Annotated in this window: 20 protein-coding genes and 3 tRNA genes; 11 read left to right on the top strand and 12 right to left on the bottom strand. The window is 71.9% G+C overall.

The annotated features are described in order from the left end of the window. The first annotated feature begins 216 nt into the window (after nt 1-216). Nucleotides 217-1743 (top strand): DEAD/DEAH box helicase, encoded by a 1527-nt coding sequence (locus KZC50_RS03370; RefSeq protein ID WP_310890614.1) that lies wholly within the window; start codon nt 217-219, stop codon nt 1741-1743. Nucleotides 1744-1825: 82 nt separating this feature from the next. Here the strand turns inward: KZC50_RS03370 and KZC50_RS03365 are convergent, their stop codons facing one another. From KZC50_RS03365 to KZC50_RS03350, 4 genes are all read right to left on the bottom strand, one after another. Then, the gene (locus tag KZC50_RS03365; protein WP_310890613.1) at nt 1826-3469 is read right to left on the bottom strand and encodes a GMC family oxidoreductase; all 1644 of its coding nucleotides are present in this window, start codon (nt 3467-3469) and stop codon (nt 1826-1828) included. After that, nucleotides 3466-5259 carry an aldehyde dehydrogenase family protein gene (locus KZC50_RS03360; protein WP_310890612.1) on the bottom strand — a complete coding sequence of 598 codons (1794 nt, stop codon included), beginning with the start codon at nt 5257-5259 and terminating at the stop codon, nt 3466-3468. The genes KZC50_RS03365 and KZC50_RS03360 overlap by 4 nt, the downstream gene beginning before the upstream one ends. An 80-nt stretch (nt 5260-5339) precedes the next feature. Beyond that, nucleotides 5340-6605 carry a kynureninase gene (locus tag KZC50_RS03355; protein ID WP_375294563.1) on the bottom strand — a complete coding sequence of 422 codons (1266 nt, stop codon included), beginning with the start codon at nt 6603-6605 and terminating at the stop codon, nt 5340-5342. Nucleotides 6606-6612: 7 nt separating this feature from the next. Further along, complete coding sequence (locus KZC50_RS03350; RefSeq protein WP_310890611.1) at nt 6613-7485, bottom strand: amidohydrolase family protein; 873 nt, start codon at nt 7483-7485, stop codon at nt 6613-6615. A gap of 158 nt (nt 7486-7643) precedes the next feature. Between KZC50_RS03350 and KZC50_RS03345 the strand changes: the two genes are divergently transcribed. Next, nucleotides 7644-10787 carry a DUF8811 domain-containing protein gene (locus KZC50_RS03345; protein ID WP_310890610.1) on the top strand — a complete coding sequence of 1048 codons (3144 nt, stop codon included), beginning with the start codon at nt 7644-7646 and terminating at the stop codon, nt 10785-10787. Nucleotides 10788-10866: 79 nt separating this feature from the next. On the opposite strand, the gene kynA is transcribed toward KZC50_RS03345, so the two are convergent. Both kynA and KZC50_RS03335 read right to left on the bottom strand, forming a co-directional pair. Then, on the bottom strand, nt 10867-11715 hold the full coding sequence (kynA, locus tag KZC50_RS03340; RefSeq protein ID WP_310890609.1) for a tryptophan 2,3-dioxygenase: 849 nt from the start codon (nt 11713-11715) through the stop codon (nt 10867-10869). A 72-nt stretch (nt 11716-11787) separates the two neighbouring features. Then, nucleotides 11788-12042, bottom strand: a complete 255-nt coding sequence (locus tag KZC50_RS03335; protein WP_310890608.1) for a glutaredoxin domain-containing protein — start codon at nt 12040-12042, stop codon at nt 11788-11790. Between the two features lie 65 nt (nt 12043-12107). On the opposite strand from KZC50_RS03335, the gene KZC50_RS03330 reads away from it, so the two are divergent. Beyond that, nucleotides 12108-13250, top strand: coding sequence for a glycosyltransferase (locus tag KZC50_RS03330; RefSeq protein WP_310890607.1), 1143 nt, complete (start codon nt 12108-12110; stop codon nt 13248-13250). A 43-nt stretch (nt 13251-13293) separates the two neighbouring features. Here KZC50_RS03330 and KZC50_RS03325 read toward each other — a convergent pair whose 3' ends face one another. Beyond that, nucleotides 13294-14448, bottom strand: coding sequence for a xylanase (locus KZC50_RS03325; RefSeq protein ID WP_310890606.1), 1155 nt, complete (start codon nt 14446-14448; stop codon nt 13294-13296). Between the two features lie 63 nt (nt 14449-14511). On the opposite strand from KZC50_RS03325, the gene KZC50_RS03320 reads away from it, so the two are divergent. The 3 genes from KZC50_RS03320 to KZC50_RS03310 all read left to right on the top strand — a co-directional run bounded on the left by KZC50_RS03320 (nt 14512) and on the right by KZC50_RS03310 (nt 16682). Then, the gene (locus KZC50_RS03320; RefSeq protein ID WP_301131934.1) at nt 14512-15027 is read left to right on the top strand and encodes a glycine cleavage system transcriptional repressor; all 516 of its coding nucleotides are present in this window, start codon (nt 14512-14514) and stop codon (nt 15025-15027) included. A gap of 258 nt (nt 15028-15285) precedes the next feature. Beyond that, a complete protein-coding gene (gene tatA / locus KZC50_RS03315; protein WP_053546544.1) occupies nt 15286-15537 on the top strand; it encodes a twin-arginine translocase TatA/TatE family subunit in 252 nt (83 codons plus the stop codon). A 65-nt stretch (nt 15538-15602) separates the two neighbouring features. Then, nucleotides 15603-16682, top strand: a complete 1080-nt coding sequence (locus KZC50_RS03310; protein WP_310890605.1) for an NADH:flavin oxidoreductase/NADH oxidase — start codon at nt 15603-15605, stop codon at nt 16680-16682. Between the two features lie 7 nt (nt 16683-16689). Here KZC50_RS03310 and KZC50_RS03305 read toward each other — a convergent pair whose 3' ends face one another. Continuing rightward, entirely contained in the window at nt 16690-17496 is an 807-nt protein-coding gene (locus tag KZC50_RS03305) for a siderophore-interacting protein (protein WP_310890604.1), read from the bottom strand. A gap of 150 nt (nt 17497-17646) precedes the next feature. On the opposite strand from KZC50_RS03305, the gene KZC50_RS03300 reads away from it, so the two are divergent. Continuing rightward, a complete protein-coding gene (locus tag KZC50_RS03300; RefSeq protein ID WP_310890603.1) occupies nt 17647-18696 on the top strand; it encodes an alpha/beta fold hydrolase in 1050 nt (349 codons plus the stop codon). Between the two features lie 44 nt (nt 18697-18740). Here the strand turns inward: KZC50_RS03300 and KZC50_RS03295 are convergent. From KZC50_RS03295 to KZC50_RS03285, 3 genes are all read right to left on the bottom strand, one after another. After that, nucleotides 18741-18813, bottom strand: a tRNA-Phe gene (locus tag KZC50_RS03295). A gap of 82 nt (nt 18814-18895) precedes the next feature. Next, nucleotides 18896-18969: transfer RNA gene (locus KZC50_RS03290), tRNA-Asp, on the bottom strand. Nucleotides 18970-18997: 28 nt separating this feature from the next. Continuing rightward, nucleotides 18998-19070, bottom strand: a tRNA-Glu gene (locus tag KZC50_RS03285). Between the two features lie 192 nt (nt 19071-19262). Here KZC50_RS03285 and KZC50_RS03280 point away from each other — a divergent pair. Beyond that, nucleotides 19263-20753, top strand: coding sequence for a M23 family metallopeptidase (locus KZC50_RS03280; RefSeq protein ID WP_301131940.1), 1491 nt, complete (start codon nt 19263-19265; stop codon nt 20751-20753). A 71-nt stretch (nt 20754-20824) separates the two neighbouring features. Here KZC50_RS03280 and ppa read toward each other — a convergent pair whose 3' ends face one another. Beyond that, nucleotides 20825-21358: an inorganic diphosphatase gene (ppa, locus tag KZC50_RS03275; protein ID WP_053546539.1), complete on the bottom strand. Its 534-nt coding sequence runs from the start codon at nt 21356-21358 to the stop codon at nt 20825-20827. Between the two features lie 159 nt (nt 21359-21517). On the opposite strand from ppa, the gene tilS reads away from it, so the two are divergent. From tilS to ftsH, 3 genes are all read left to right on the top strand, one after another. Then, the gene (gene tilS, locus KZC50_RS03270) at nt 21518-22513 is read left to right on the top strand and encodes a tRNA lysidine(34) synthetase TilS (protein WP_310890602.1); all 996 of its coding nucleotides are present in this window, start codon (nt 21518-21520) and stop codon (nt 22511-22513) included. A gap of 46 nt (nt 22514-22559) precedes the next feature. Then, complete coding sequence (hpt, locus tag KZC50_RS03265; protein WP_053546537.1) at nt 22560-23111, top strand: hypoxanthine phosphoribosyltransferase; 552 nt, start codon at nt 22560-22562, stop codon at nt 23109-23111. A gap of 167 nt (nt 23112-23278) precedes the next feature. After that, the gene (gene ftsH, locus KZC50_RS03260) at nt 23279-25288 is read left to right on the top strand and encodes an ATP-dependent zinc metalloprotease FtsH (RefSeq protein ID WP_053546536.1); all 2010 of its coding nucleotides are present in this window, start codon (nt 23279-23281) and stop codon (nt 25286-25288) included.

Genomic DNA, 25288 nt, shown 5'->3' with positions numbered 1-25288 from the left:
AGGGCGCTCGCCGCCGACGTCCAGCCGTGTGCTGGTAGTGTCGGAGACCTTGCAGCGCGATTCTCGCGCTTCTTGCGTCGTTAGAACGCTTCTCTCGCCCGCATCCGCTCTCCCGTAGCGGTTGCCGTCGGCCGATGACATTCACGCGGCGACCCGGGATCGAAATCCGATCCCGGCCACCGACCCCAGGTGCCTGTGCGCGCCGGAGACATCCCCATGACCGAAATGACTTTCGGCGCGCTCGGCGTGCCCCAGCCCCTCGTCGACGCCCTCGCGGCGGACGGCAAGACCACGGCCTTCCCGATCCAGGCCGACACCCTCCCCGACACCCTCGCCGGCCGCGACGTCCTCGGCCGCGGCAAGACGGGCTCGGGCAAGACCCTCGCCTTCTCGCTGCCCCTCGTCGCCCGCATCGCCGAGCGCCGCACCGGCCCCGCGCGTCGCGGACGCCGTCCCCTGGGCCTCGTCCTGGCCCCCACGCGCGAGCTCGCCACCCAGATCGACGCCGTCCTCGCCCCGCTCGCCGCGGCGACGGGCCTGGTGACCACGACGATCTTCGGCGGTGTGAACCAGAACCGTCAGGTGCAGGCCCTCGCCGCCGGCGTCGACATCGTCGTCGCCTGCCCCGGGCGCCTCGAAGACCTCATGCGCCAGGGCTTCGCGCACCTGGACGCCGTGGAGATCACCGTCATCGACGAGGCCGACCACATGGCCGACCTCGGCTTCCTGCCGGTCGTCACCCGCATCCTCGCCGCGACCCCCGCGCAGGGACAGCGCCTGCTGTTCAGCGCGACGCTGGACAACGGCGTCGACAAGCTCGTCGCGCGGTTCCTCCGCAACCAGGTGCTGCACTCGGTCGACGAGGCGCATTCCCCGGTCGCGGCGATGACGCACCACGTCTTCACCGTCGCCGACGCCGACGCGAAGAAGGACCTCGTGCAGACCCTCGCCTCCGGCACGGGCCGCCGCATCCTCTTCTCCCGCACGAAGCACCACGCGAAGAAGCTCGCGAAGCAGCTCACCGCGCAGGGCATCCCGGCGGTCGACCTGCACGGCAACCTGTCGCAGCCGGCGCGCGACCGCAACCTCGCCGCGTTCTCGTCGGGCACCGCCCGCGTCCTCGTGGCGACGGACGTCGCCGCCCGCGGCGTGCACGTCGATGACGTCGAACTCGTCGTCCACGTCGACCCGCCCACCGAGCACAAGGCGTACTTGCACCGTTCGGGCCGCACCGCCCGCGCCGGCGCCGAGGGCGCGGTCGTGACCGTCGTCCTGCCCGAGCAGCGTCGCGACGTCACCCAGCTGCTGCGCAAGGCCGAGATCAGCGTCGCCCCGGTGCAGGTCACCGCGACCGATGCCGTCGTCGCCGAGCTCGTCGGCGAGGTCGCCGCGTACGTGAAGCCCGAGCCCGTCGCCGCCGCCCCCCAGGGTGGCGGACGCAGCCAGGGCGCGAACGCGCAGCGTAAGCGCGCGGCGCGCGGCGAGTCCGGATCCGGTGCCGGTGCGGCATCCGGCGGGGCCTCCCGCGGTCGCCGTCGCCCCCAGGGCGCCGGCGGTTCCGACCGCGTGCAGACGTCCGGTGCAACGCGCACCGCGCACGCTCCCGCTGAGCGGTCCGCTGCTCCCGCCGGCAACCCCCGCTCGACCGGACGCCGGGCCTCCGGCGGCGGCGCCCAGGGCGGGAAGCTCATGGTCGGCTCCGTCGTCCGCGACAACGGCCGGGGCCGCCGCACCGGGCGCTGACCCGGGCCCCGCGCCTTCCCCGACACACGCATCCTGCGCCGGGAGACGCCGTTTCGACGGTGGCTCCCGGCGCAGTCCGCGTTCAGTGGGTGGTCGACGCGAGGAGGTCCGCGGCGCGCTCGCCGATGACGATGCTCGGAGCGTGGGTGTGGCCGCGGATGACGACGGGCATCACCGAGGCGTCCGCGACGCGCAGCCCCTGCACGCCGCGCACCCGGAGTTCGGGGTCGACGACGGATCCCGCATCCGTTCCCATCCGCGCCGTGCCCACCGGGTGGTAGAGCGTGTGGGAGTGGTGCCGGAGTGACGCTTCGGCGCGCTCGGCCGCGGTCATCGCGTCGCCGCCGTCGGGCTGGATCCATCCGCCGGTCGTGACGGCGCGGAGCGACGGCATCCGCAGCAGCCGTTCGCACTCGGCGAGACCCGCGAGCATCGTCCGCTCGTCGACGCCGTCGGGATCGCTGAGGTACCGCGGGTCGATGACGGGCGCCCGGGTCGGGTCGGTCGAGGCGAGTCGGATCTCACCGCGGCTCCGCGGACGCAACAGGATCGCTCCGACCGTGAGCCCCTCCCCGGGTGTCGGCACGAGCCCCTCCCCGACGTACGGGACGGGCGCGAAGATGATCTCGATGTCGGGTAGATCCGCGGCCATCCCGACCTCGTCGGCGACGGGGGTCCGGACGAACCCGTACGCCTCGGCGACGTTCGAGGTCAGCATCCCGCGCCGCCGCGCGAGGTACGGCGCGAGGTGACGTGCGCGCGTGGCGGTGTGCAGCGTGCCGCCGTGCGCGGCCGGCGCGAGCCCCGCGACGAGGTGGTCCTGCAGGTTGCGTCCGACCTCCGGGGCGTCCACCACGGGGCGGATGCCGAGCCCGGCGAGCGCGTCGGCGGGACCGATGCCGCTCAGGAGCAGCAGCTGCGGCGTTTTGATCGCGCCGCCGGCGAGCACGACCTCCTCGCTTGCGGTCACGCGACGAGTGACCCCGTCGATCCGGACGTACACGCCCGTCGCGCGCGGACCGCCGCCGGTGTCGTCGTCGTCGAACAGCACGCGCGTCACGAGCGCGTCGGTCACGATGCGGAGGTTCGGGCGCCCGCGTGCGGGGCGGAGGTACGTGTCGGCGGTCGAGGCCCGGGCGCCGCGGTGCTGCGTGACCATCGTCTGGCTGAACCCCTGCCCGGCGGGGAGGTTCGCCGGCGTCACCGGATGCCCCGCTTCGACCGCGGCGGCGAGGAACGCCGCCGTCTGCGGTCGGGGGTCGCGCTGGTGCTCGACGTGCTGCGGCCCGTCGGCGCCCTGCGTCGGATCCACCGGATCGTCGGTCCGCTCCACGCGCCGGAAGAGGGGCGCCAGGTGCTTCCACGACCACGCGGGGCCCGCGGCATCCGCCCACTCGTCGTAGTCAGCGGCGAATCCGCGCACCCACATCATCGCGTTGAGCGAGGACGAGCCGCCGAGCGTGCGGCCCCGCGGCCAGTACACGCGCCGTCCGGCGAGGTGCTCCTGCGGTGCGGTGTCGTACGACCAGTCGTAGGGACCGCGGAACAGGCGCGAAAACGCGGCGGGCACGTGCAGTTCCGGCGCCCGGTCGACCGGTCCCGCCTCGAAAAGCAGCACGGTGCGTCGCGGATCCTCGCTGAGGCGGGCGGCGAGGGCGGCGCCGGCGGAGCCCGCGCCGACGACGACCACATCGGCGACGAGGGCGCCCCGGCCCGTGTCGCTCATGCGCGCAGCGCCCGGAGGAACGTCGGCACGAGCCCGCCGACGGCGCGGATCGAGCGGAGCCCTCCGCGCGCCCGGAACCGGGTGAAGCCGGCGCTGACGGATGCCCCGGTGCGCGCGCCGACGAACCACGGCGGCTTCGGCAGGACGGAGAAGATCCCCGCCCGACCAGGGATGAGCGCGGACAGCGATCGCGGGAACGGCCGGAACGGCGCCCGCCCGATCGAGCGCTCGACGTCGTCGAGGAGGAGGGCGTTGTGCACGACCCCGGTGCCGCTGCCGATGTCGGCGAGCGTGCCGCCGGGGAACGCGTTCCACGTGAGCGTCGGGGTGAGGAAGACGAACCCGGTCCACGTGTTGATCGCGATCGCGCCGTGGCGGAGCGCGGCGACGGCCTCCTCGAACCCGCTCCCCAGCGCCCGCTCCGTCTCGGGATCGATCAGCAGGTTCGCCCCGAGGGACCCGGCCAGCCGGTCGTTCGCGTACGCGACCGCGCGGTCGAGGAACTCCTGCCCGTCTCCGGCGAGGGTCTGCACGCCGAGGACCGGGGCGAAGTACTCCGTCTGCTCCATCGGCGTCGCGTCGTCGTCCGGTCGGAGTTCGACGAGCAGGCGCTCGCCCCCGACGCGGAGGGCGTGCGGGAAGGATGCCGCGGCCGCGGCCACGCTCGTGGCGCCGCTCGGATACCAGACCGGCCGCGCGGGGGCGGCGGCGAGGGCGCGGCGGAGCTCCTTCAGGAACGCGTTCCGCTGCGGCCAGTCGGCGCTGAGGATCACCACCTGGCCCGCGATGCAGTTGTGGCCGGCGTTGTGCAGGCGCATCGTCGCGATGTGCTCGGCCTGGAACCGGAGGTCGGCGGCGCTCCAACGGCCGGGGACGACGATGATCGGCGAGACTCCGCCGAGCTCGGCGGAGATGGGGACCTTCAGCTTCGGGCGTCCCTCGCGCCGTCGCCGGGTGGTCGCGCCCGAGGGTGGACCCCAGACGATCGCGTCGAAGGTCTCGGCCGCTCCCGTGATGTGCACGTGGTCGATGCCGGAGTGGGCGGTCAGGTGGGCGCCGACCGCGCCGCCGCCACGGACGATCCGCAGGTACCCGCCGGAGATCAGCGGCGCCAGGACCTGACGGAGGATCGGGAGGAGGGCATCCTGCAGGGGGTTGAGCTTCAGCAGCACGACGCGGTTGTGCGCGAGGAGCTCGGTGAAGACGTCCTGCACGGGGATGGAGGTGATGTTGCCCGCGCCGAGGACGAGTCCCACGCCGCCGGGAGCCTGCGGGTCGCGCTGGGCGAGGCCTGCCCGCCGGCGGGCGTCGGCCGCGGTCGTGCCGGGCGTGAACCACACCTCGCCGGTGTACCCCGACAGCACGAGCCGGTCCGAGAGGTCGCCCGGGAACACGTGCGCCCGGACCCGCCCGCCCGGCGCGGACGCGAGCGCGACGTCGTCGAGGGGGGAGGCGCCGCGGGCGAGCGTCCGCAGCGTCCGGGCGTACGCGGCCGTCGCCACGAGCGCGGCGTACGGACCCGAGAGCCACTCCTCGCCGCGGGACGGATGCCCCGGGTCCAGGCCCTTCGCCCGGGACGCGGCATCCGCCCATTCCTCCGCGCCCGCGGCGATGGTGTCGTGCAGCCGGTCGAACAGCCGTGCGCGCTGGGAGAGCGTCAGGTGCCGCCAGGTCCGCGCCCCGCGCCGGAGGCCGTCGAGGGCGGCGTCGACGGTAGCCCGCTCGGTGTCGGTGAGTCCGGCCACCGTGGCTGAGGCGGACGGGGCGGCGAGGTGAGAGGCCTGCGGCATGACGCGCTCCTTCGTGCGTGCCGTCAGTGTACCCGCGCGGTGAGACCTCGTCTCAGGAGGACGGGGACCGGATGCCGCGCTCAGCCGACCTCGGCCACCGCCCGTGCGATCTCGCGCATGCCGTCGAGGGTCTCGGCGAAGCTCGTCGACAGGGGCGAGAGCCCGATCCGGAGTCCTCCGGGGTCGCGATAGTCCGGGATGACGTCGCGCTCCCACAGGCGGCGGGTCACCTCGCGCATGCGGGGGTGCGAGAGCGTCACGTGGCCGCCGCGGAGCGCGGGGGAGCGCGGCGAGGCGATCCCGACCCCGAGGGGCGCGAGGAGCTCCTCGGTCGCCTCGACCGCGAACTCGGTGAGCGCGATGGACTTCGCGCGGATCTCATCGATCCCCGCCTCGGCGATCATCCCGAGGGTGTCCTGCATCGCCAGCATCCCGACGATCGGCGGGGTGCCCGACAGGAACCGGCGCATGCCGTCGGCCGGGCGGTAGCGGGGGCCCATCGCGAAGACGTCGGCCGCGCCCATCCACCCCTGGATCGGCTGCGCCAGTGCCGCCTGGTGGCGGTGGGCGACATAGGCGAAGGCGGGCGAGCCCGGACCACCGTTGAGGTACTTGTAGGTGCAGCCGACCGCGATGTCGACCCGCCACGCGTCGCACTCCACCGGCACGGAACCCGCCGAGTGGCAGAGGTCCCAGAGCACGAGGGCGCCGGCGTCGTGGCTGATGCGCGTAAGGGTCTCGACGTCGGCGAGGTGGCCGGAGCGGTAGGCGACGTGCGAGAGCACCACGACCGCCGTCTCCGGTCCGACCGCGGCGCGCAGCTGGTCGGCCTCGACGCCCGCGGCGGTGTCGACGTCGATCCACCGGATGCGTCCGCCCCGCTCGGCGGCGATCCCCTCGACGAGGTAGCGGTCGGTGGGGAAGTTGTCGCGGTCGACGACGATCTCCACGCGGCGCGGGTCGATCGCGTGCTGGTGGTCGAACGCGGCCCGGATGAGCTTGTACAGCAGCACCGTCGTGGAGTCGCCGATGACCGTCTGCCCGGATGCCGCGCCGATGGCGGTGCGGCCGATCTCGTCGCCGATCGTGAAGGGCACCTCCATCCACGACTCGTCCCAGCCGCGGATGAGGCGTCCGCCCCACTCCTCGAGACCGAACCGCTCCCACCGCTCGAGCGTCGCGCGGGGCGGGCGTCCGAGGGAGTTGCCGTCGAAGTACACCAGCGACGTCTCGCTCCCGACGAACCGGTCGCGGAACCCCGCCAGCTGGTCGGCGGCGTCCAGGCGCGCGGCCAGGCGGTCCAGGTCGTCCGGTCCGGTCGCGGGCGGGGTCGCGGTCCTGGTCACGGGGTCCTCACATCCTCACCACGCGCGCCCGGGCGAAACGGGCGGCGACGGCGGCATCGGTCTCGCGGATGCCGCCGGTGACGGCATCCGGAACGACCGTACCCACTCCGGCGGGCGCGTGGGGGAGCGGCCACGGATCGCTGAGCGCCCGGACGAGCGCATCGCCGCGGATGCCGGCCGCGAGGAGCCGCTCGATCTCGGTCGCGTTCACGCCGAGCGGCAGATCTCCGTTGCCGAGGTCGGTGCCGTAGAGGACGCGGCCGCCCGCGCGATGGAACCGTGCGAGGTGCGCCGTCGCCGTCGCCGCCGCCGGGGAGCCGGCCTCGTGGATCGCGAGCGTCGAGATCCAGAGCGTCTGCGCGGCGGCGCGGGCGAGGAGCTCGTCGTCGAGGTGATCGTCGAACGGGGTGTGCGCGAGGGCGTCCACCCCGGCATCGAGCGCGCGCCGCGTCATCCCCTCGCCCTCGACGTGCGCGACGACCGGGAGACCACGCGTGCGGGCTGCGGCCACGACGGCGCGGAGGATCTCGTCATCCGGAACCGGTCCGGAGCGCGCGTTCAGGGCGATCTTGATGAGCGAGGCGCCGGGCGCGGCCTGTTCCGCGACCGCGACGGCCGCGTCCGCGGCATCCGTCATCTCCCGGACGACACCGCCCGGCGCCCACGCGCGCCCGGCGGGATACCCGCCCACCGCGGTGAGGAACGCGCCCGCGTAGGCCGGATGCGGCATCGTCGCCCGTGCGGCGGCGAGGCGTGTCGGATCCCCGCCGAGGTCCACCCAGCCGGCGATCCCGCCGGCGTTCAGAACCGTCGTGTCGACGAGATGCGCGTGCACGTGATGGTCGATGAAGGGCGGGAGGAGAGTGCCGGCGGAGGCCATCGCGTCAGTGTATGAGAAAGCTCTCAGGAACCTTTGAGGTTGTCTCACCCTCTGCCTACGGTTATCGCGCCGCGCCCACCCGGTGCGGCGCCGCCGACGCATCAGGCCGGATCGGTACACGGGGGCGGCGAATCCTTCCGCAGAAAAAAGGGAGTGTCATGGGTCACAGACGACGCAGGTTCCTCGCGGGGGTGGTCATCGCGACCGCCGTCCCGATCCTCTCGTTGGGCGCGATGCCCGCCGCGTGGGCGGTCGAGGGCGGGCCCGAGCCCGTCCCGGACGGCTCGATCTCGGACACGTTCGAGACGCCGCTTCCCCGCGGTGTCGCCGACAGCCTGCAGCGCGCGAGCGGTCAGGTCGAGGTCACGGTCCGCCTGGATCAGCCCGCGATCGCCGAGGTCGTCGCCGACGGCGCGCTCGCCGAGGGGGACGTGCCGGCAGAGCCCGTGCAGCAGGAGACCCGCGACGTCGTCGCCACCCAGCAGGACGGATTCCTCGCCGAGGCCGCGAACCTCGGCGCCTCCGAGATCGGACGCACCCAGCTCGCCGCCAACGTCGTGGTCGTCTCGGTCGACGCCGCGCAGCTAGAGACCCTCGCCGCGATCGACGGCGTCGTCTCGGTGAACCCCCTCAACCGCTACGAGAAGCACGAGCTTCCGCAGGACACCGCGTCGGGGAGCCTCTCGCAGGCGATCGACTACGTCCAGGCGCGGCCCCTCCACGACGCCGGCATCGACGGCGCGGGCGTGCGGGTGGCGGTCCTCGACTCGGGCATCGACTTCACGCACCGCAACCTCGGCGGCCCGGGCACGCCCGAGGTCGTCGAGGAGTGCTTCGCCGGAGCGGATGCCGATGTCACCGGCGTCTGCGCGGAGTTCTTCGGCCCCGACGCCCCCAAGGTCAAGGGCGGCTACGACTTCGTCGGCGACGTCTGGCCGAACGGCGACGTGATCCCCGACAGCAACCCCATCGACAGCGGTCCCGAGGGCGGCCACGGCACCCACGTCGCCGACATCATCGCCGGCCGCTCCGCCGACGGCGCGCACCAGGGCATCGCCCCCGGAGCCGAGCTCTACGGCGTCAAGGTGTGCTCGGCGGTGTCGACCTCGTGCAACGGCGTGGCGATCCTCCAGGGCCTCGACTGGTCGCTCGATCCGAACGGCGACGGCGACATCTCCGACGCCGTCGACGTCGTGAACCTCTCGCTCGGTTCCTCCTACGGCCAGGACCAGGACGACTCGTCCCTCGCCGCCGACAACCTCGTCCGCGCCGGCATCGTCGTCGTCGCCTCGGCGGGCAACTCCGCCGACCGCCCCTTCATCGTCGGTTCGCCCTCCTCGGCGCCCGGCGTCATCAGCGTCGCCCAGACGGCGCTCCCCGACGACCTGCAGTGGGTCCTCGATCCCTCCAGCGGCGACGCGATCAGCAACGCCGTGCACCAGGCCTGGTCGCCGGTGCCGGAGGGCGTCGTCTCCGCGCCGCTGGTGCGACCCGGAGACGACGGCGGCGTCGGATGCTCGAACGAGGCCTTCGCGGGCTTCCCCGAGGGGTCGATCGCGCTCATCCAGCGCGGTGTCTGCAACGTCTCCGACAAGGCCGTGTTCGCCCAGGCCGCCGGAGCCGTCGCCGTGGTCATCTTCAACAACGCCCCCGGCGACCCGCCGAGCTTCAGCTTCGGCAGCGCCGAGCCGGTCGTCGTCCCCACCTTCACGATCAGCCAGGCCGCCGGTCAGGCCCTCGTCGCCGCGCTCGGCGCCGGTGAGGTCACAGTCACGATCGACCCGGCATCCGCCATCCCGCTGACGAACACCATGGTCGGCACCTCCAGCCGCGGTCTCACCGTCACCGGACTCCGCGCGAAGCCCGACATCGGCGCTCCCGGGGCGTGGCTGTCGGCCGAGACGCAGACCGGCACCGAGGTGACGAACTTCGGCGGAACCTCCGGAGCCGCCCCGGTCGTCTCGGGTGTGGCCGCGCTCGTGCTGCAGAAGCACCCGGACGCCACCCCGGCACAGGTCAAGGCGCGCCTGCTGAACGGCGCCGACTCCTCCAACCGCACCCCGACGGCGGACGGCTTCATCGCCACCCCGATCTCGCGGGTCGGTGCGGGCGAGGTCCGCGCGCTCCCCGCGGCGGATGCGGTGGGTGTACTGGCGACGGCCGGCACCGGCGGCAACGTCGGGCTCGGCATCCCGTCGGTCACGCGGTCGGAGCGCTTCACCGTCGACCTGACCCTGACGAACACGTCGAATGAGCGCAAGCGCTACGACATGGCGGCGGCTTTCCGCGACGAGACCGATGCGGCCAGCCGCGCGGTCGACCTGCAGATCAGCCCGCGCAACGTCACCGTCGCCGCCGGGCAGAGCAAGAAGGTCTCGGTCCGGGTCACGATCGACGGCTCGCGGCTGCAGGACTGGCCGTTCGACTCGGCCGGTGCGATCGGCGACGGCTCGGCCCTCAACGGTCCCGAGTTCGACGGCTGGATCACCGCGACCGCGGGCGACGAGGAACTGCACGTCGGCTGGACGGTGCTTCCGCGGAAGGCCGCCGAGGTCACCGCGCCCAAGAGCGTGAAGCTCGACCGGCGCGGCGAGGCGGACCTCACGCTCAAGAACGACTCGCGCGTCGGCACGGGCGGCGTGGAGATGTTCGCGCTGACCGGCACGAGCGAGCGTCAGCCGAAGCCGGCCGAGGGCGACCCGGGCACGCCGGGGAGCAACGCGGCCCGGATCGACCTCGCCGCGACCGGCGTCCGCACCGTCGACGACGTCGTCCAGTTCGCCGTGGCGACCTACGACCGCCGGACGGTGCTGACCTACCCCGCCGAGTTCGACGTGTACGTCGACGTCGACGAGGACGGCACGGATGACTACGTCGTCTACAACGCGGAGGCCGGAGGGTTCGGCCTCACCGGGCAGTCGGTCGTCTACGTGTACGACCTCGCGACCGATGCGGCGTCGGCCTTCTACTACACCGACGGCGGCTTCGACTCGTCCACCCAGATTCTCACGGCGCCGCTGGCGGCGCTGGGGCTCGAGGCGGGACAGACGTTCTCGTACAGCGTGCTGGCGATCGACAACTACTTCACCGGAGCCGTCACCGACTCCATCGAAGGACAGCGGTTCACCGTCGGCGGGGAGAAGTACCTCGTTCCGACCACGACCGAGATCGGCCCGCGCGAGCGCGTGAAGCTCGACGTCACCGCGAACCCCGCCGCGGGGGAGTCGACCCAGACCGGACTGCTGCTGCTGAACCGCAGCGCCGCGAAGGACGACTTCTCCCTCGTGGAGGTGCGCGGCTGACGCTCGGAAACACCCCCCCCGGAGCGGGTCGGACCTCAGGGTCCGGCCCGTTCCGGGTTTTCGGCGGGTGGGCGCGCGTCTACAACGATGTGCGGACGGCGAAGAGCTCGGGGAAGAACGTCAGCTCCAGTGCCCGCTGCAGGAACGGGGCGCCGCTCGAGCCGCCGGTGCCGGTCTTGAACCCGATGATGCGCTCGACGGTCTTGAGGTGACGGAACCGCCACAGCTGGAAGTTGTCCTCCAGGTCCACGAGCTCCTCGCACGTCTCATACGCCGCCCAGTGCGCCGACGGGTCCGCGTAGATCGCCGTGAAGACGGGGACGAGCTCCTCCGAGAATGTCCACGCGCGGGTCACGTCGCGCGTGAGCACGGCATCCGGAATGTCGTAGCCGGTCCGCGCGAGCATGCGGAGGAACTCGTCGTAGAGGCTCGGAGCCTCCAGCGCCCCCTGCACGAGCGCCCGAGCGGCGGGATCGGCGTCGAAGACCCGGACCATCGCGGCGTTCTTGTTGCCGAGGGTGAATTCGATCGCGCGGTACTGCGCCGACTGGAAGCCGCTGGAGTTGCCGAGCACGTCGCGGAACTGCACGTACTCCGCGGGCGTCAGGGTCGCCAGCACCGACCACTGCTCGGTGAGGGTCTTCTGGATGTGCTTCACGCGGGCGATGCACTTCAGCGCCGGCGGCAGGTCATCGGCCCGGAGCAGGCGCGCAGCCTCGCCGAGTTCGTGCAGCACCAGCTTCAGCCACAGCTCGGTCGTCTGGTGCTGGATGATGAACAGCAGCTCGTCGTGGTGCTCCGGGTTGCTGAGGGGCTCCTGCGCCGAGAGCAGCGCATCGAGACGGAGGTAGCCGCCATAGCTCATCCGGTCGGAGAAGTCGGTGACGACCGTCTCCTCGATCTTCCGTGTGTTGTCCCGGACGCCCATCCGGCCAGAATACGACCGGCCGCGGCATCCGTCACCGGGGCGGCGGGGCGAGCAGAGGTCGAGCGGGGCGGCTCAGATGAGGGACAGCTCGCGCAGCTTCGCCTCGACGTCGGCGTTCGACGGCTCGACCTGGTGCGAGGAGTCCGGGTACAGCACGACGGGGATGTTGGTGCGACCGGAGATGTCGCGCGCGACGTCGGCGGAGGCGGGGTCGGCGACGAGGTCGACGTAGGTGTACTCGACACCCAGCTCGTCGAGCTGCTTCTTGGTGCGGATGCAGTCGCGGCACCAGTCCGCGCCGAACATGGTGATGGTCTTCGAGGTCATCCCCCTATTCTCGCCCCTTGCACGCGGTGTCGGGGGCGGTTCGCGCCGTGCGAACATAGGGGGCGATGCCGCTCTCGATCATCGTCCCGACGTTCAACGAGGCGCCGAACATCGCGGAGCTCGTCCGCCGTGTGACGGCGGTCGTCGACACGTCCGACACCGAGATCCTCTTCATCGACGACAGCACCGACGACACCCCCGCCGTCATCGCCGAGGTCGCCCGCGCCGCTGCCCTGCCGGTTCGTGTCATCCATCGCGATGTGCCCGCCGGAGGGCTCGGAGGCGCGGTCATCGCCGGAATGACGGCCGCGACCTGGGACACGTGCCTGGTCATCGACGGTGACCTGCAGCATCCGCCGGAGAAGATCCCCGAGCTGCGCGACCGGTTCGCCGTCGGCGACGTCGACGTCGTGATCGCCTCGCGCTACGCGGGCGGCGGCACCTCGAAGGGGCTCGCCGACCGTACGCGCGTGCTCGTGTCGAAGGTGTCGACCTCGGTGACCAAGGCGATGTTCCCGGTGCGCCTGCATGAGGTGACCGACCCGATGACCGGGTTCTTCATGGTCGACCGCCGCGCGGTGGACGCCGCGACGCTCAAGCCCCGCGGATTCAAGATCCTGCTCGAGATCCTCGCGCGCCGGCCCCTGCGCATCGCAGAGGTGCCCTTCGACTTCGCCGGGCGTCACGCCGGCGAATCCAAGGCGTCGTTCCGCCAGGGTCTGCACTTCCTCGCGCAGCTGACCGCGCTGCGGTTCGGCAAGATGTCGCTGTTCGCCGTCATCGGCGGGATCGGCGCGGTGGCGAACCTCGCGATCGTCTGGGCACTGACGCAGTTCGGCGTCGACTACGTCATCGCTGCGGTCGTCGGCGCCGAGGTGACCATCATCGGCAACTTCCTGCTGATGGAGCGCTTCGTCTTCCACGACATGAAGCACTCGGCATCCGGGGTGTGGTCGCGTTTCGCGAAGTCCTTCGGGTTCAACAACGCCGAGGCCCTGGTGCGCATCCCGATCATGGCGCTCATGGTCGAGAGCTGGCACATCTCGGCGGTCCTGGCCACCGCCATCACCCTCGTGGTCGCCTTCGTCGTGCGCTTCGTCTTCCACTCCCTCGTCGTCTACGCACCGCGGAAGGATGCCGCGCCCTCGCGCGCGCGCCGCTTCGTCGAGCAGGTCGACGAGCAGGCCATGAGCCCCGGCGAACTCTGAGCGCGTTCGCCGTCGTTGGCGGGGTTCGCGGGGGATAGCGGGGTCAGCCGATGAGTGAGACGAGCGAATCCAGCCCCATGCCGTAGTCGATGCGGACCACCGGGAGCGCGAGCTTGTCGGTGCCGATGGCGACGGTTCCCGGTTCGATCGTGCGCGCCATCTCCCACCCGCCCTGACGGAGCGCCTCCTTGGCCGTGTCGTTGTAGTGGCCGAACGGGTAGGCGACGACCTCCTTGACGCCGAGGACGTCGGCGGAGGCCTGCATGTCGGCGATGATCTCGGGGATCCCCCAGTTCACGATGCGCCCCTGGCCGTCATCTCCCGCCTGGTGCATGTCGTGCGTGTGCGAGCGGCGGAGCACGTACGGTGACGGCGCGGGATCCTGCCGGTAGGCGGTCACCATGAACGACGTGGAGAGGACGCCGTAGCGATCGACGACGGGCACCGCCAGGTCGAACCAGGTCTGGTCGGCGTCATCGTCGGTGACGATCACCGACCGCTCGGGAAGCCACAGGCGACCGTCGATGAAGGCCGAGAGCTCATCCCACGTCGGCAGGTAGAAGCCGGTCGTGGCGATGTGGTTCATGTGCGCGTCGAAGTCGCCGATGTAGGCGTAGTTCCCGCGCAGCCAGTGGTCCTCGCCCTCGGGACGCTCGGTGAACTGGTGGTACATCAGGATCGGGACGCGCGTGGCGGCGGCGACGTTCTCCTCCGCCGTCATCCACGCGCCGTGGAGGGTGGCACGGCGGTCCTCGCACGCCACGAGCTCGGATCCGTTGACGCGGGCGGGGACGGCGCGGGACGCGGCATCCTCCGCGGTGGAGTACCAGCCGGCGAACGCGTAGCCCTCGCGATCGGGGATGGGGAGGGAGGCGTAGAGCGTGCCGGCGGTCTGGAGCATCGGTGCGGCTGAGATCTCGTCGCCCGCGAACGACACGGCGCAGGCGGCCGGGTCGTCGGTGGCGGCGAGGAGCTCCTCCTCGGGAGTGAGGGGGGTCGGCGTCGGCGTCAGGGACGGTGCCGGGGTGGAGGTGGCGGCCACGGTCGGCTCCTCGGCGCGCGGGGAGGTGAGGGCGATGACGCCCCACGTCACGCCGCCGATCAGCGCGACCGCGCCGATCGCGGCGACCAGTGCCCGGCGACGCCGGACCCGAGCGGAGACGCGGCGCCGGCGCGCTCCGGTTCTCGTGCTCTCCATGCGGTTCCCCTTCGCCGTCGACGGGGCCTGTGGTCCGGCCCGGCGCGTGGCTACGCTGATCGTATGACAACCCTCGTGCTCACCGTGGTCGGCGACGATCGGGCGGGTCTCGTGGCGACCGTCGCCGAGATCGTGGGTGCGCACGGGGGCAACTGGGAGACCAGCGCGCTCGCCGAGCTCTCGGGGGCCTTCGCGGGAATCATCGAGGTCTCGGTGCCCGCGACCCGGGCGGACGAGCTGCGCGAGGCGCTGTCGGTGCTCGAAGGGCTGCTGTCCGTCGCGGTGCACGCGGGGGGCGTCTCCTCCGGGCGGGACGAGACGGGGCGCAGGATCTCCCTCACCGTCCTCGGGAACGACCGCACCGGAATCGTGCACGAGATCTCCTCCGCGCTCGGGGCGCAGGGCGTCAGCATCGAGCGCATGTCGACCGAGACCCGCGACGCCGCCATGGCCGGTGGGCGGCTGTTCGAGGCGACCGTCGTCGCGCGCGTGCCCGCCGGGGTGGACGTCGCCGACGTCGCAGCCCGCATCGAGCGCCTCGCCGACGACCTCCAGGTCGACGTCGCCCTCGAGGACTGACCCCCGTACCCAACTCCTCAGTTTCGGGCGGGAACGGGCCCGGGGGTGGGTTTCGGGGCGCCACGGGCCCGGATCGGAGGAGTTCGGCCCGGGCTGTGCCCGGCGGCGGGTTCGGGGCAAACGCATAGCCGTGGGAGGGCGGCGGCGGGGCGGCGCGGGCGTACGCTTCCTCTGCGCGCGTGCGCGACTCGGGATGCCGGTGGGTCTCACCTCCGGCGGCGGCCCGGGCCGGCCGCGCCCGAGTCCGGGAAGACACACATGCTGAACAACCTCACCGGGTGGCACGCCGTCCTCATCCTCGTCGTGATCCTGCTGCTCTTCGGCGCCGGGAAGCTCCCGGCCCTCGCCAAGAGCGCCGGGCAGTCCGCGCGGATCCTGAAGTCCGAGCTCCGCGAAGGAGCGACGGCGCCCACCCTCGCACCCGACGCACCCTCGACGGCGACGGCCGAGAGCTCCGCCGAGCCGCAGCCCCGGGTCTCCTCCACACCGCCTCCGCCCTCGACGGCCTGACCGGCTTCCGCGGCGATTACGATCGACCGGGTGCCCGACCCCGATCGGGCCGCCGGAGGAGCGACATGCGGAACCGTCACCTGTTCACCCCCCTCACGTTGCGTGGTCGCACCGTCCGCAACCGCCTGTGGGTCGCGCCGATGTGCCAGTACTCCGCGGAAGACCGCGACGGGATGCCGACGGACTGGCACCTGGTCCACCTCGGTTCCTTCGCCCACGGCGGGGCGGGTGCGGTGCTGACCGAGGCCACGGCCGTGAGCCCCGAGGGGCGGATCAGCCCCCAGGACCTCGGCCTGTGGAACGACGCGCAGCGCGACGCGCTCGCGCGCATCGTCGACGCCCTCCACGCGTGCGGTGCATCCGCCGGCGTGCAGCTCGCGCACGCGGGCCGCAAGGCCTCGACCCACCGCGCGTGGGACGACACCCGCGGATCGGTCGCCCTCGCCGACGGCGGGTGGGAGACCGTCGCCCCCAGCGCGATCGCCTTCCCGGGTCTCGCGGAGCCCCGCGCCCTCGACGCGGACGGCATCCGGGCGGTCGTCGACGACTTCGCCGCGGCGGCCACTCGCGCGAAGGATGCCGGGTTCGACCTCGTCGAGGTCCACGCCGCGCACGGATACCTTCTGCACGAGTTCCTCTCGCCGCTGTCGAACCACCGCACCGATGCCTACGGCGGCTCGTTCGACAATCGCGTGCGCCTCCTCCTCGAGATCGTCGACGCGGTCCGCGCGGCGATCGGGGACGACCTCATCCTCGTCGTCCGGTTCTCGGCGACCGACTGGACCGACGGCGGCTGGACGATCGACGAGACGGTGGAAGCCGTGCGCCTCGTCGCCGCGCACGGCGCCGACCTTGTCGACATCTCCAGCGGCGGCAACGTCGCCGACGCGCGCATCCCGGTCGGCCCCGGCTATCAGGTGCCCTTCGCCGCCCGCATCCGAGCGGAGACGGGAGTGCCGACGGCCGCGGTCGGGATGATCGACAGCGCGGCGCAGGCCGAGCAGATCCTCGTCACCGGACAGGCGGATGTCGTCCTGTCGGGCCGCGAGATGCTCCGCAACCCGCACTTCGCCCTGCGCGCGGCGCGGGACCTGGATGCCGATCTGTCGGCGACGCCGCCGCAGTTGACGCGCGGCTTCGCCTGACGCCGGCTCAGGCCGTGGGCGCCTCCGCGGCGGCGAGCTGCTGCTTCCACTCGCGGAAGCCCTCCTCGGTCCGCCCGCGCCGCCAGTAGCCCGAGATCGAGACCTGGCCTCGGGTCAGCCCGCGTTCTCCGTACAGATACGGACGGATGCCGTGCATGACCTCCGCCGCTTCGCCGTGCACGAAGGCGTGCACGCGGCCTTCCGGCCACTCCAGCGCCTTCACGGCGGCGAGCAGCGGATCGGCATCCGTCGCCGGCTCGCTGCGGTAGAGGTGGACGACCTCGGCGTCGTCGGGGAGGGGCAGCTCGGGCTCGTGTCCGGGCTGCTCCAGCTGCAGGATGACGTGGGCCACCGCATCGCCGGGCAGCGCCTCGAGGGCCGCGGTGATCGCCGGGAGTGCGGACTCGTCGCCGACGAGCAGGTGCCAGTCGGCCTCGGGGGAGGGGGCGTACGCGCCTCCGGGGCCGTTCACGACCAGGGTGTCGCCGGGTTCGGCGCGCGCCGCCCAGGGCCCGGCGATCCCTTCGTCGCCGTGGACGACGAAGTCGATCGCGAGCGTTCCGGCCCCGGCATCCGGATACAGCGCCGTGTACGTGCGGACGATCGGCATGTCCTCGGGCGGAACGACTCCCCGCATGGCGCGGACGTCCACGCCCTCCGGCAGGACGACGCCCGGGCGGGGGAAGACGAGTTTCACGTACCGATCGGTGAAGCGGCTGCCCGCGAACGCGGACAGGTCGTCGGAGCGGAAGTGCACGCGCCGCACGACGGGGGTGGTCCAGGACGTCGCGGTGACGACGAGCGTGGTCGGCATGGGAGCTCCTCCGTGCGGGCCCTGCCCGCGCTTGCGGGCGGCATCGATGGGTGCGGCCCTGGCGAGTGTACGACGTCCGTCGCTTCGCCGCCCCGGGGTCGGGCGCTGCGCAATGGACGGCAGCTCGCGCGCTCCTGGCATCCTGGACGCATGCCCGCGACAGAGGATGCCCCCGACGTCGACGTCGAGCATGTCGGCGACGGCCGCCATCTCACGCGCGTGACGCGCGTCCAGACGACCTCCGGGGACGCCGGGCGGCCGTTCGTCCTGGTTGCGGGCGTCGGCGTCGCGGCGACGTACTTCGAGTTCCTCGCGCCGACCCTCGCCGAGAGCGGGGACGTGTTCGCCCTCGATCTGCCGGGCTTCGCGGGGATGCCGCGGCCCGGCGATCAGCCGACGGCGGCGTTCTTCGCCGATCGGGTGGAGGAGGTCCTCGACCACTACGGCCTGATGGATCCGGTCATCATCGGTCACTCGATGGGGACGCAGGTGGTCACAGAGGTGCTGATCCGTCGTCCCGAGGTGCGTCACGCCGTCCTCGTCAGCCCCGTCGTCAACGACCGGGAGTCGTCGTTGCCGCTCGTCGCCCTGCGATTCGCGCAGTCGGCGACGCGCGAGACCTTCCATCTGGCGATGACGGCGCTGTCGGCGTACGTCCTCTGCGGCGTCGTGTATTTCGCGCGGGTGCTTCCGCATCTCCTGCGGTACCGGTTGATCGAGCGGCTTCCGCTCGTCGCCGCATCCGTCCTGCTGATCCGTGGCGAGTTCGACCCGATGTCGCCCCGGCGATTCCACTCGCGCCTGGTCGCGGCTGCGCGAGACGCGCGCCGGTGGGAGATCCGGGGAGCCGCGCACTCGATCATCAACGCCCACGCCATCGGAGCGGCCGACCTCATCGTGCGACACGCGAACGACGCGATCGCTCCGAAGGGACGGATGCCGGCCGAGAAGGCGGTCGTTCCGCCGCCGCCGCATGCGGGTGTGGACATCGTCCTCAGTGCGTTGCGCGAGCGATTCGCGGAGTGGTGGTCCGCCGCGCGTGGCGACGAGGCAGGTGTCGAGCGGGCGAAGGAGCGGCACGCCCGCATCCTGTGGCGCGCCTACTCGCGGTCCGGTCGCGATCCGCGTCGCGCCGTGGGTGCCGAGACGGCGACGGCGACCGAGCGTCCTTCCGGAGAAGACGAAACCCCCGCGATGTAGAAGCTACGCGAGGGTTCCTGGGATGACTGTAACGGTCATCCGTGTGGCTCCGACCGGCATCGATCCGGTGACCTTTCGATTTTCAGTCGAACGCTCTACCAACTGAGCTACAGAGCCGCGTGGCATCCGTATCGTGAACGACGCAATGCCACGTCCTAGACGAAAGGCCCTCTTTTCACAAAGGGCCTGTCGCTCGGAGCGACCCTGACGGGACTTGAACCCGCGACCTCCGCCGTGACAGGGCGGCACGCTAACCAACTGCGCTACAGGGCCATACGTTTTCAATTATATGTGCGGAGAGTGACCCCAACGGGATTCGAACCCGTGCTACCGCCGTGAAAGGGCGGCGTCCTAGGCCGCTAAACGATGGGGCCGAGCGAACCGGGAGGCTCACGCTTACCGACGCCCAAGCATACGTAATCTTCGGCCGATGTGCCAATCGAGGGCGTGTGCACCCGGAAAGAGAGCGGTCGAGGGCGCACACTGGGCCCGCGGATGCCGCGTCCCGACGTCGGTTGTGCCGGAAAAAACCGTTGCGAAAGTGACGTGTGTTGCTAGTGTGATCGATGTTGCGACGCGGGAGGGAGGTTGCCGTGCACTCCGACGACGCATCAGACGATTGCGGCTGCGCCCCCACTGCCGCCGAACGCGCGCGCCTCTGGCCCGTGGTCAACCGCCGCAACGCCCTCGGGCTCGGCCTGATCGGCGCGGCGACCCTCGGCACCCTCGCGGGACCGATGATGCCGGCCGCCTTCGCCGCCGACTATCCGACGTGGGACGACGTCAAGCGTGCGCGCGCGAACGAAGCGGCAAAGCGCAGCGAGATCTCCCGCATCGAGGGACTCATCCGCTCGCTCGCCGATGACGTGACCGCCAAGCGCGCCGAGGCCGAGCGCCTTGCCGACGAGTTCTACGTCGCGCAGCAGGAGTACTTCGCCGCCGCCTACCGCGCCGACCAGCTCCAAGCCGAGGCCGACACGCAGGCGGCGGCCGCCGTCGATGCGGCCAACAAGGCGGGGCGTGTCGCCGCCCAGCTCTACCGCCAGGGCGGCGACGACACCTCCCTTGAGCTCTTCTTCGCCGGGTCCGCGGCATCCGCCGACGATCTGCTGTCGCGCCTCGGCACGATGGACAAGCTGATCCAGCGGAACCAGGCCGTGTACGCCGAGGCGATCACGGCGCGCGACTCTGCGCAGAACCTCAGTGACCTGGCCCTGCAGCAGCGTACCGAGCGCGACCGTCTGCAGCGCATCGCCGAAGAGAAGATGGTCGCGTCGCAGCAGGCTGCTGCGGCCGCCGAGGCGGCGCTCCAGGCCGAGCAGAGCAACCGCGTGCGCCTCGAGGCGCAGCTCGCGGCCCTCCGCGACACCACCAGCAAAACGGTCGCCGAGTACGAAGAGGGCGTCCGCGTCCGCGAGGAGGCCGAGCGCAAGGCCCGCGAGGAAGCCGAGCGCCGGGCGCGGGAGGAGGCCGAGCGCCTCGCCCGCCTCGAGCGCGAGCGTCTCGCCCGCGAGCAGCGCGAGCGCGAGCAGGCCGCCAACAACGGCGGGGGCAACTCCGGCGGCGGTGGCGGGGGCGGCGGCAATTCCGGCGGCGGTGGCGGCGGCGGCAACTCCGGTGGTGGCGGCGGCGGAGGCGGCAACGGCTGGGCCCGCCCGTCGGCCGGATGGCGCACCTCCGGGTACGGACCTCGGTCGGTGCAGTGCGGATCGGGCTACTGCTCCAGCGGCTTCCACTACGGCGTCGACCTCGCGGCCGGCTGCAGCGCAGGCATCTACGCCGCCGCAGCGGGCACCGTGGTCTACTCCGGCTACAACGGCGGCTACGGCAACTACATCAAGATCGACCACGGCGGCGGCATCAGCACCGGCTACGCCCACATCCGCTCGGGCGGGCTCTTCGTCGGCTACGGCCAGCGCGTCGGCGCCGGGCAGCTCATCGCCGCCGAGGGCAACACCGGCAACTCGTTCGGCTGCCACCTGCACTTCGAGGCGTACGTCAACGGCGGCACCGTGAACCCCATCGACTTCCTCGCCGCCCGGGGCATCTGGGTCTGATCCCGCCCGCACGGCGCGCGAAAAAGGGGCGCCGGCTCGCGCCGGTCACCCCTTTCCCGATCGGATGCCGATCAGAGCGTCGTGGGAGCTTCGCCCTCACCCTGGGTCTTGGTGCGACCCTCGTGCTCGTCGAAGCGCTCGAAGGCTTCGGCCACGAGGCGCTCGGCCTCGGCGGCGTTCGCCCACTGGTCGACCTTGACCCACTTGCCGGGCTCGAGGTCCTTGTAGTGCTCGAAGAAGTGGTTGATCTCGTTGCGGGTCCACTCGTCGATGTCGTCGACGTCCTGGATGTGGTTCCAGCGGGGGTCCTTCGCCAGGACCGCGACGACCTTGTCGTCTCCGCCCGCCTCGTCGCTCATCTTGAGCACGCCGACCGGGCGGACCTTGGCGAGGACGCCGGGGTAGAGGTCGCGGTCGAGCAGCACGAGCACGTCGAGAGGGTCGCCGTCCTCGCCGAGGGTGTTCTCGAAGAACCCGTAGTTGCTGGGGTAGCCCATGGGGGTGAACAGGACGCGGTCCAGGAACACCCGGCCGGTGCCGTGGTCGACCTCGTACTTCACGCGGCTGCCGCGCGGGATCTCGATGACGGCGTCGTATGCGCCCATGCTGGTCTCCTTCGAAGAGGGGTGAATGCCGCGCATCAGCCTACCGTCGGCCCCGATCGGTCGAAGATGCGGGGGATCCGGGGGGTTCGGCGCGCGGCCGGTGGCCGAAAGGCCCCTGCGTCACGCGTTCTCGACGGCGCGGGCCGCTAGCGTGGGCGCGTGGACGAGCGACGACCGAGCCTTCATCCCGCCGTCGCCGAGATCCGGCGGGCGGTGCGCGCGGCTCTGGCCGACCTCGACCCGAAAGCGACGGTCGTCGTCGCGCTGTCCGGCGGCGCCGACTCCCTCGCCCTCGCCGCGGCGGTGGCCTTCGAGGCGCCGCGCGCCCGCCGCGACGCCCTCGCCGTCATCGTCGATCACGGTCTTCAGGAGGCCTCGGCGGCGGTCGCGGCATCCGCTGCCGAGACGGCCCGCGGCCTTGGCCTCGCCGTCCGTGTCGTCCGTGTCGACGTCGGCGATGAGGGCGGCCCGGAGGCCGCAGCCCGGTCGGCGCGGTACGGGGCGCTCCGCACCGAGGCCGCCGAGCGCGCGCCCGCGGTGATCGTCACCGGACACACCCTCGACGACCAGGCCGAGACGGTGCTGCTGGGGCTCGCTCGCGGGTCGGGAGCCGCGAGCCTGCAGGGGATGGCGGCGGTCGGCGACCTCGACGGCGTTCCCCTCGTCCGGCCACTCCTCGACGTGCGCCGCGAGACCACCCGCGCCGCCTGCACCGCTCAGGGACTGTCGTGGTGGGACGACCCCCACAACACCGACGACCGCTTCGCGCGGGTGCGCGTGCGTGAGCGGGTGCTGCCGGCGCTCGAGGCCGAGATCGGCCCCGGGATCGCCGAGGCCCTCGCCCGGACGGCCGCGCAGCTGCGCGAGGACGCCGCGGCGTTCGACGAGATGATCGCCGAGACCATCGAGGACATCGTCGAGCCGGCCGAAGCCGGGATCGCGGTGTCGGTGGCGGCGCTCGCGGCCAACCCGGCCGCCCTCCGCCATCGCATCATCCGCCACGTCGTGGCCGCCGAGTTCCATCAGAGCCTCACTCGCGCGCAGACCCTCGAGGTCGCGCGCCTGGTCACCCACTGGACGGGTCAGGGGCCCATCGACCTCCCCGGATGCCGCGCCGCCCGCGTCGGCGGTCGCATCGAGGTCACCGCCCGCTGACGCGCACCCCGTCGCCGAACCGGCGTCCGTTCCTTAGACTCGGGGGATGCGCGCGGCCGACATCTCCGACGACCTGACCGACGTTCTGGCGACCGAGGAGGAGATCCTCGCCAAGCTCGACGAGGTCGCCGCCGCCGTCGCTGCCGACTACGAGGGCAAGGACCTCGTGCTCGTCGGCGTCCTCAAGGGCGCGATCATGGTGATGGCCGACTTCTCGCGGGCCCTCCCGACCCTCGTGCCCATGGACTGGATGGCGGTGTCCTCGTACGGCGCCGGCACCAAGTCGAGCGGTGTGGTGCAGATCCGGAAGGACCTCGACACCGACCTGTCGGGCAAGCACGTGCTCATCGTCGAGGACATCATCGACTCGGGCCTCACCCTCAGCTGGCTGCTGGAGAACTTCTCCTCCCGCGGAGCCGCGTCGGTGGAGGTGTTCGCCCTCTTCCGGAAGCCGGATGCCGCCAAGGTCGAGGTCCACTGCCGCTACGTCGGCTTCGACATCCCCAACGACTTCGTCGTGGGCTACGGCCTCGACTACGACGAGCGCTACCGCAACCTCCGCGACGTCGCGGTGCTCGCCCCGCACGTCTACTCCTGACCGGCATCCGCTCGGCCGGGATCCGCCCGGAGGGGCCGGCGATTTCGCCACCGGCGAATGTTCAGGCCGGGCATAGGCGCCGCGGGATACCCTGAACGCACCGTCGCCGGGGCGTGGTGCCCCCGGAAGGACGTCGGCCGACGAAGGGACCGGGCACACGCCCGACTATGGACTTCAAGAAGATCGCGCGCAACCCGCTGTTCTACGTGCTGGTGATCGGACTCCTGCTGATCGTCGGGTTCTCCCTCATCTCCAGCCTCGGGGGCGCGAAGCAGATCACCACGCAGGAGGGCCTCGAGCTCCTCCGCGGCGACACCGTGACCGAGGTGGTGAACACCGACGGCGACCAGCGCGTGGACATGACCCTCTCCGACGCCTACGACGGCGCGACCGAGGTGCAGTTCTACTACGTCTCCGCCCGCGCCGACGAGGTGGTGCGCGCGATCGACTCCGCCTCCCCGACCGACGGCTTCAACGACGTCGTCCCCCGCGCGACGTGGTTCGACGGCTTCCTCTCCCTCCTCCTGCCGATCCTGCTGCTGGGTCTGCTGTTCTGGTTCCTGCTGTCCTCCGCCCAGGGCGGCGGCAGCCGGGTGATGCAGTTCGGCAAGTCCCGCGCGAAGCTCGTGACGAAGGAGATGCCGCAGGTCACCTTCGCCGACGTCGCCGGATCCGACGAGGCGATCGAGGAGCTCGAGGAGATCAAGGACTTCCTCAAGGACCCGACGAAATTCCAGAACGTCGGCGCCCGCATCCCGAAGGGTGTGCTGCTGTACGGCCCTCCCGGAACCGGCAAGACGCTCCTCGCCCGCGCGGTCGCGGGTGAAGCGGGTGTGCCGTTCTACTCGATCTCGGGTTCGGATTTCGTCGAGATGTTCGTCGGCGTCGGCGCGAGCCGCGTCCGCGACCTGTTCAACCAGGCCAAGGAGAGCGCGCCCGCGATCATCTTCATCGACGAGATCGACGCGGTCGGTCGCCACCGCGGCGCCGGCATGGGCGGCGGTCACGACGAGCGCGAGCAGACCCTGAACCAGATGCTCGTCGAGATGGACGGCTTCGACCCCAAGGCCAACGTCATCGTCATCGCCGCGACGAACCGCCCCGACATCCTCGATCCCGCCCTCCTGCGCCCGGGACGCTTCGACCGACAGATCGGCGTGGACGCGCCCGACCTCAAGGGCCGCAAGCAGATCCTCGAGGTGCACGGACGCGGCAAGCCCCTGGCCGACGGTGTCGACCTCGAGGTCGTGGCCCGGAAGACACCCGGCTTCACCGGTGCGGACCTCGCGAACGTCCTGAACGAAGCCGCCCTGCTGACGGCCCGCTCCAACGCCCAGCTCATCGACAACCGTGCCCTCGACGAGGCGATCGACCGCGTGCTCGCCGGCCCGCAGCGCCGCACCCGCGTCATGAAGGACCGCGAGAAGCTGATCACCGCGTACCACGAGGGCGGTCACGCGCTCGCCGCGGCCGCGATGAACCACACCGACCCGGTCACGAAGGTCACGATCCTCCCGCGCGGCAAGGCGCTCGGCTACACGATGGTGCTGCCGCTCGATGACAAGTACTCCGTCACCCGCAACGAGCTCCAGGACCAGCTGGCGTACGCGATGGGCGGCCGCGTGGCCGAGGAGATCGTCTTCCACGACCCCACCACCGGTGCCTCCAACGACATCGAGAAGGCGACGAGCATCGCCCGCAAGATGGTCACCGAGTACGGCATGACCACGGATGTCGGACCCGTCAAGCTCGGGCAGTCCTCCGGCGAGGTCTTCATGGGCCGTGACATGGGGCACGGCCGCGACTTCTCCGAGCGCATCGCCGAGCGCGTGGACGCCCAGGTCCGCGCCCTCATCGAGCAGGCGCACGACGAGGCCTACCGCGTGATCAACGCCAACCGCCACGTCCTGGACCGCCTCGCCCTGGCGCTGCTGGAGAAGGAGACGCTCGACCACCTCGAGCTCGCCGAGATCTTCACCGACGTGCAGAAGCTCACCCCGCGCCCGCAGTGGCTCTCCAGCAACGACCGTCCGGTCTCGCAGCAGCCTCCGGTCGAGGTGCCCAAGCGCGCCGTGCCCGTCGATGTCGCGGCATCCGTCGAGGCGGCGCCGGAGGGCGAGCCCGAGAAGGCCGCCACGCGGCAGCCGTCCGGTCAGGCGCGCCCCGCGACCGCATAG

Origin of the sequence: Microbacterium aurantiacum (genome assembly GCF_031625015.1) — a bacterium.
Taxonomy (GTDB): Bacteria; Actinomycetota; Actinomycetes; order Actinomycetales; family Microbacteriaceae; genus Microbacterium; species Microbacterium aurantiacum.
The sequence above is the reverse complement of the archived record's forward strand: the minus strand, read 5'-3'. Positions and strand labels throughout refer to the sequence as shown.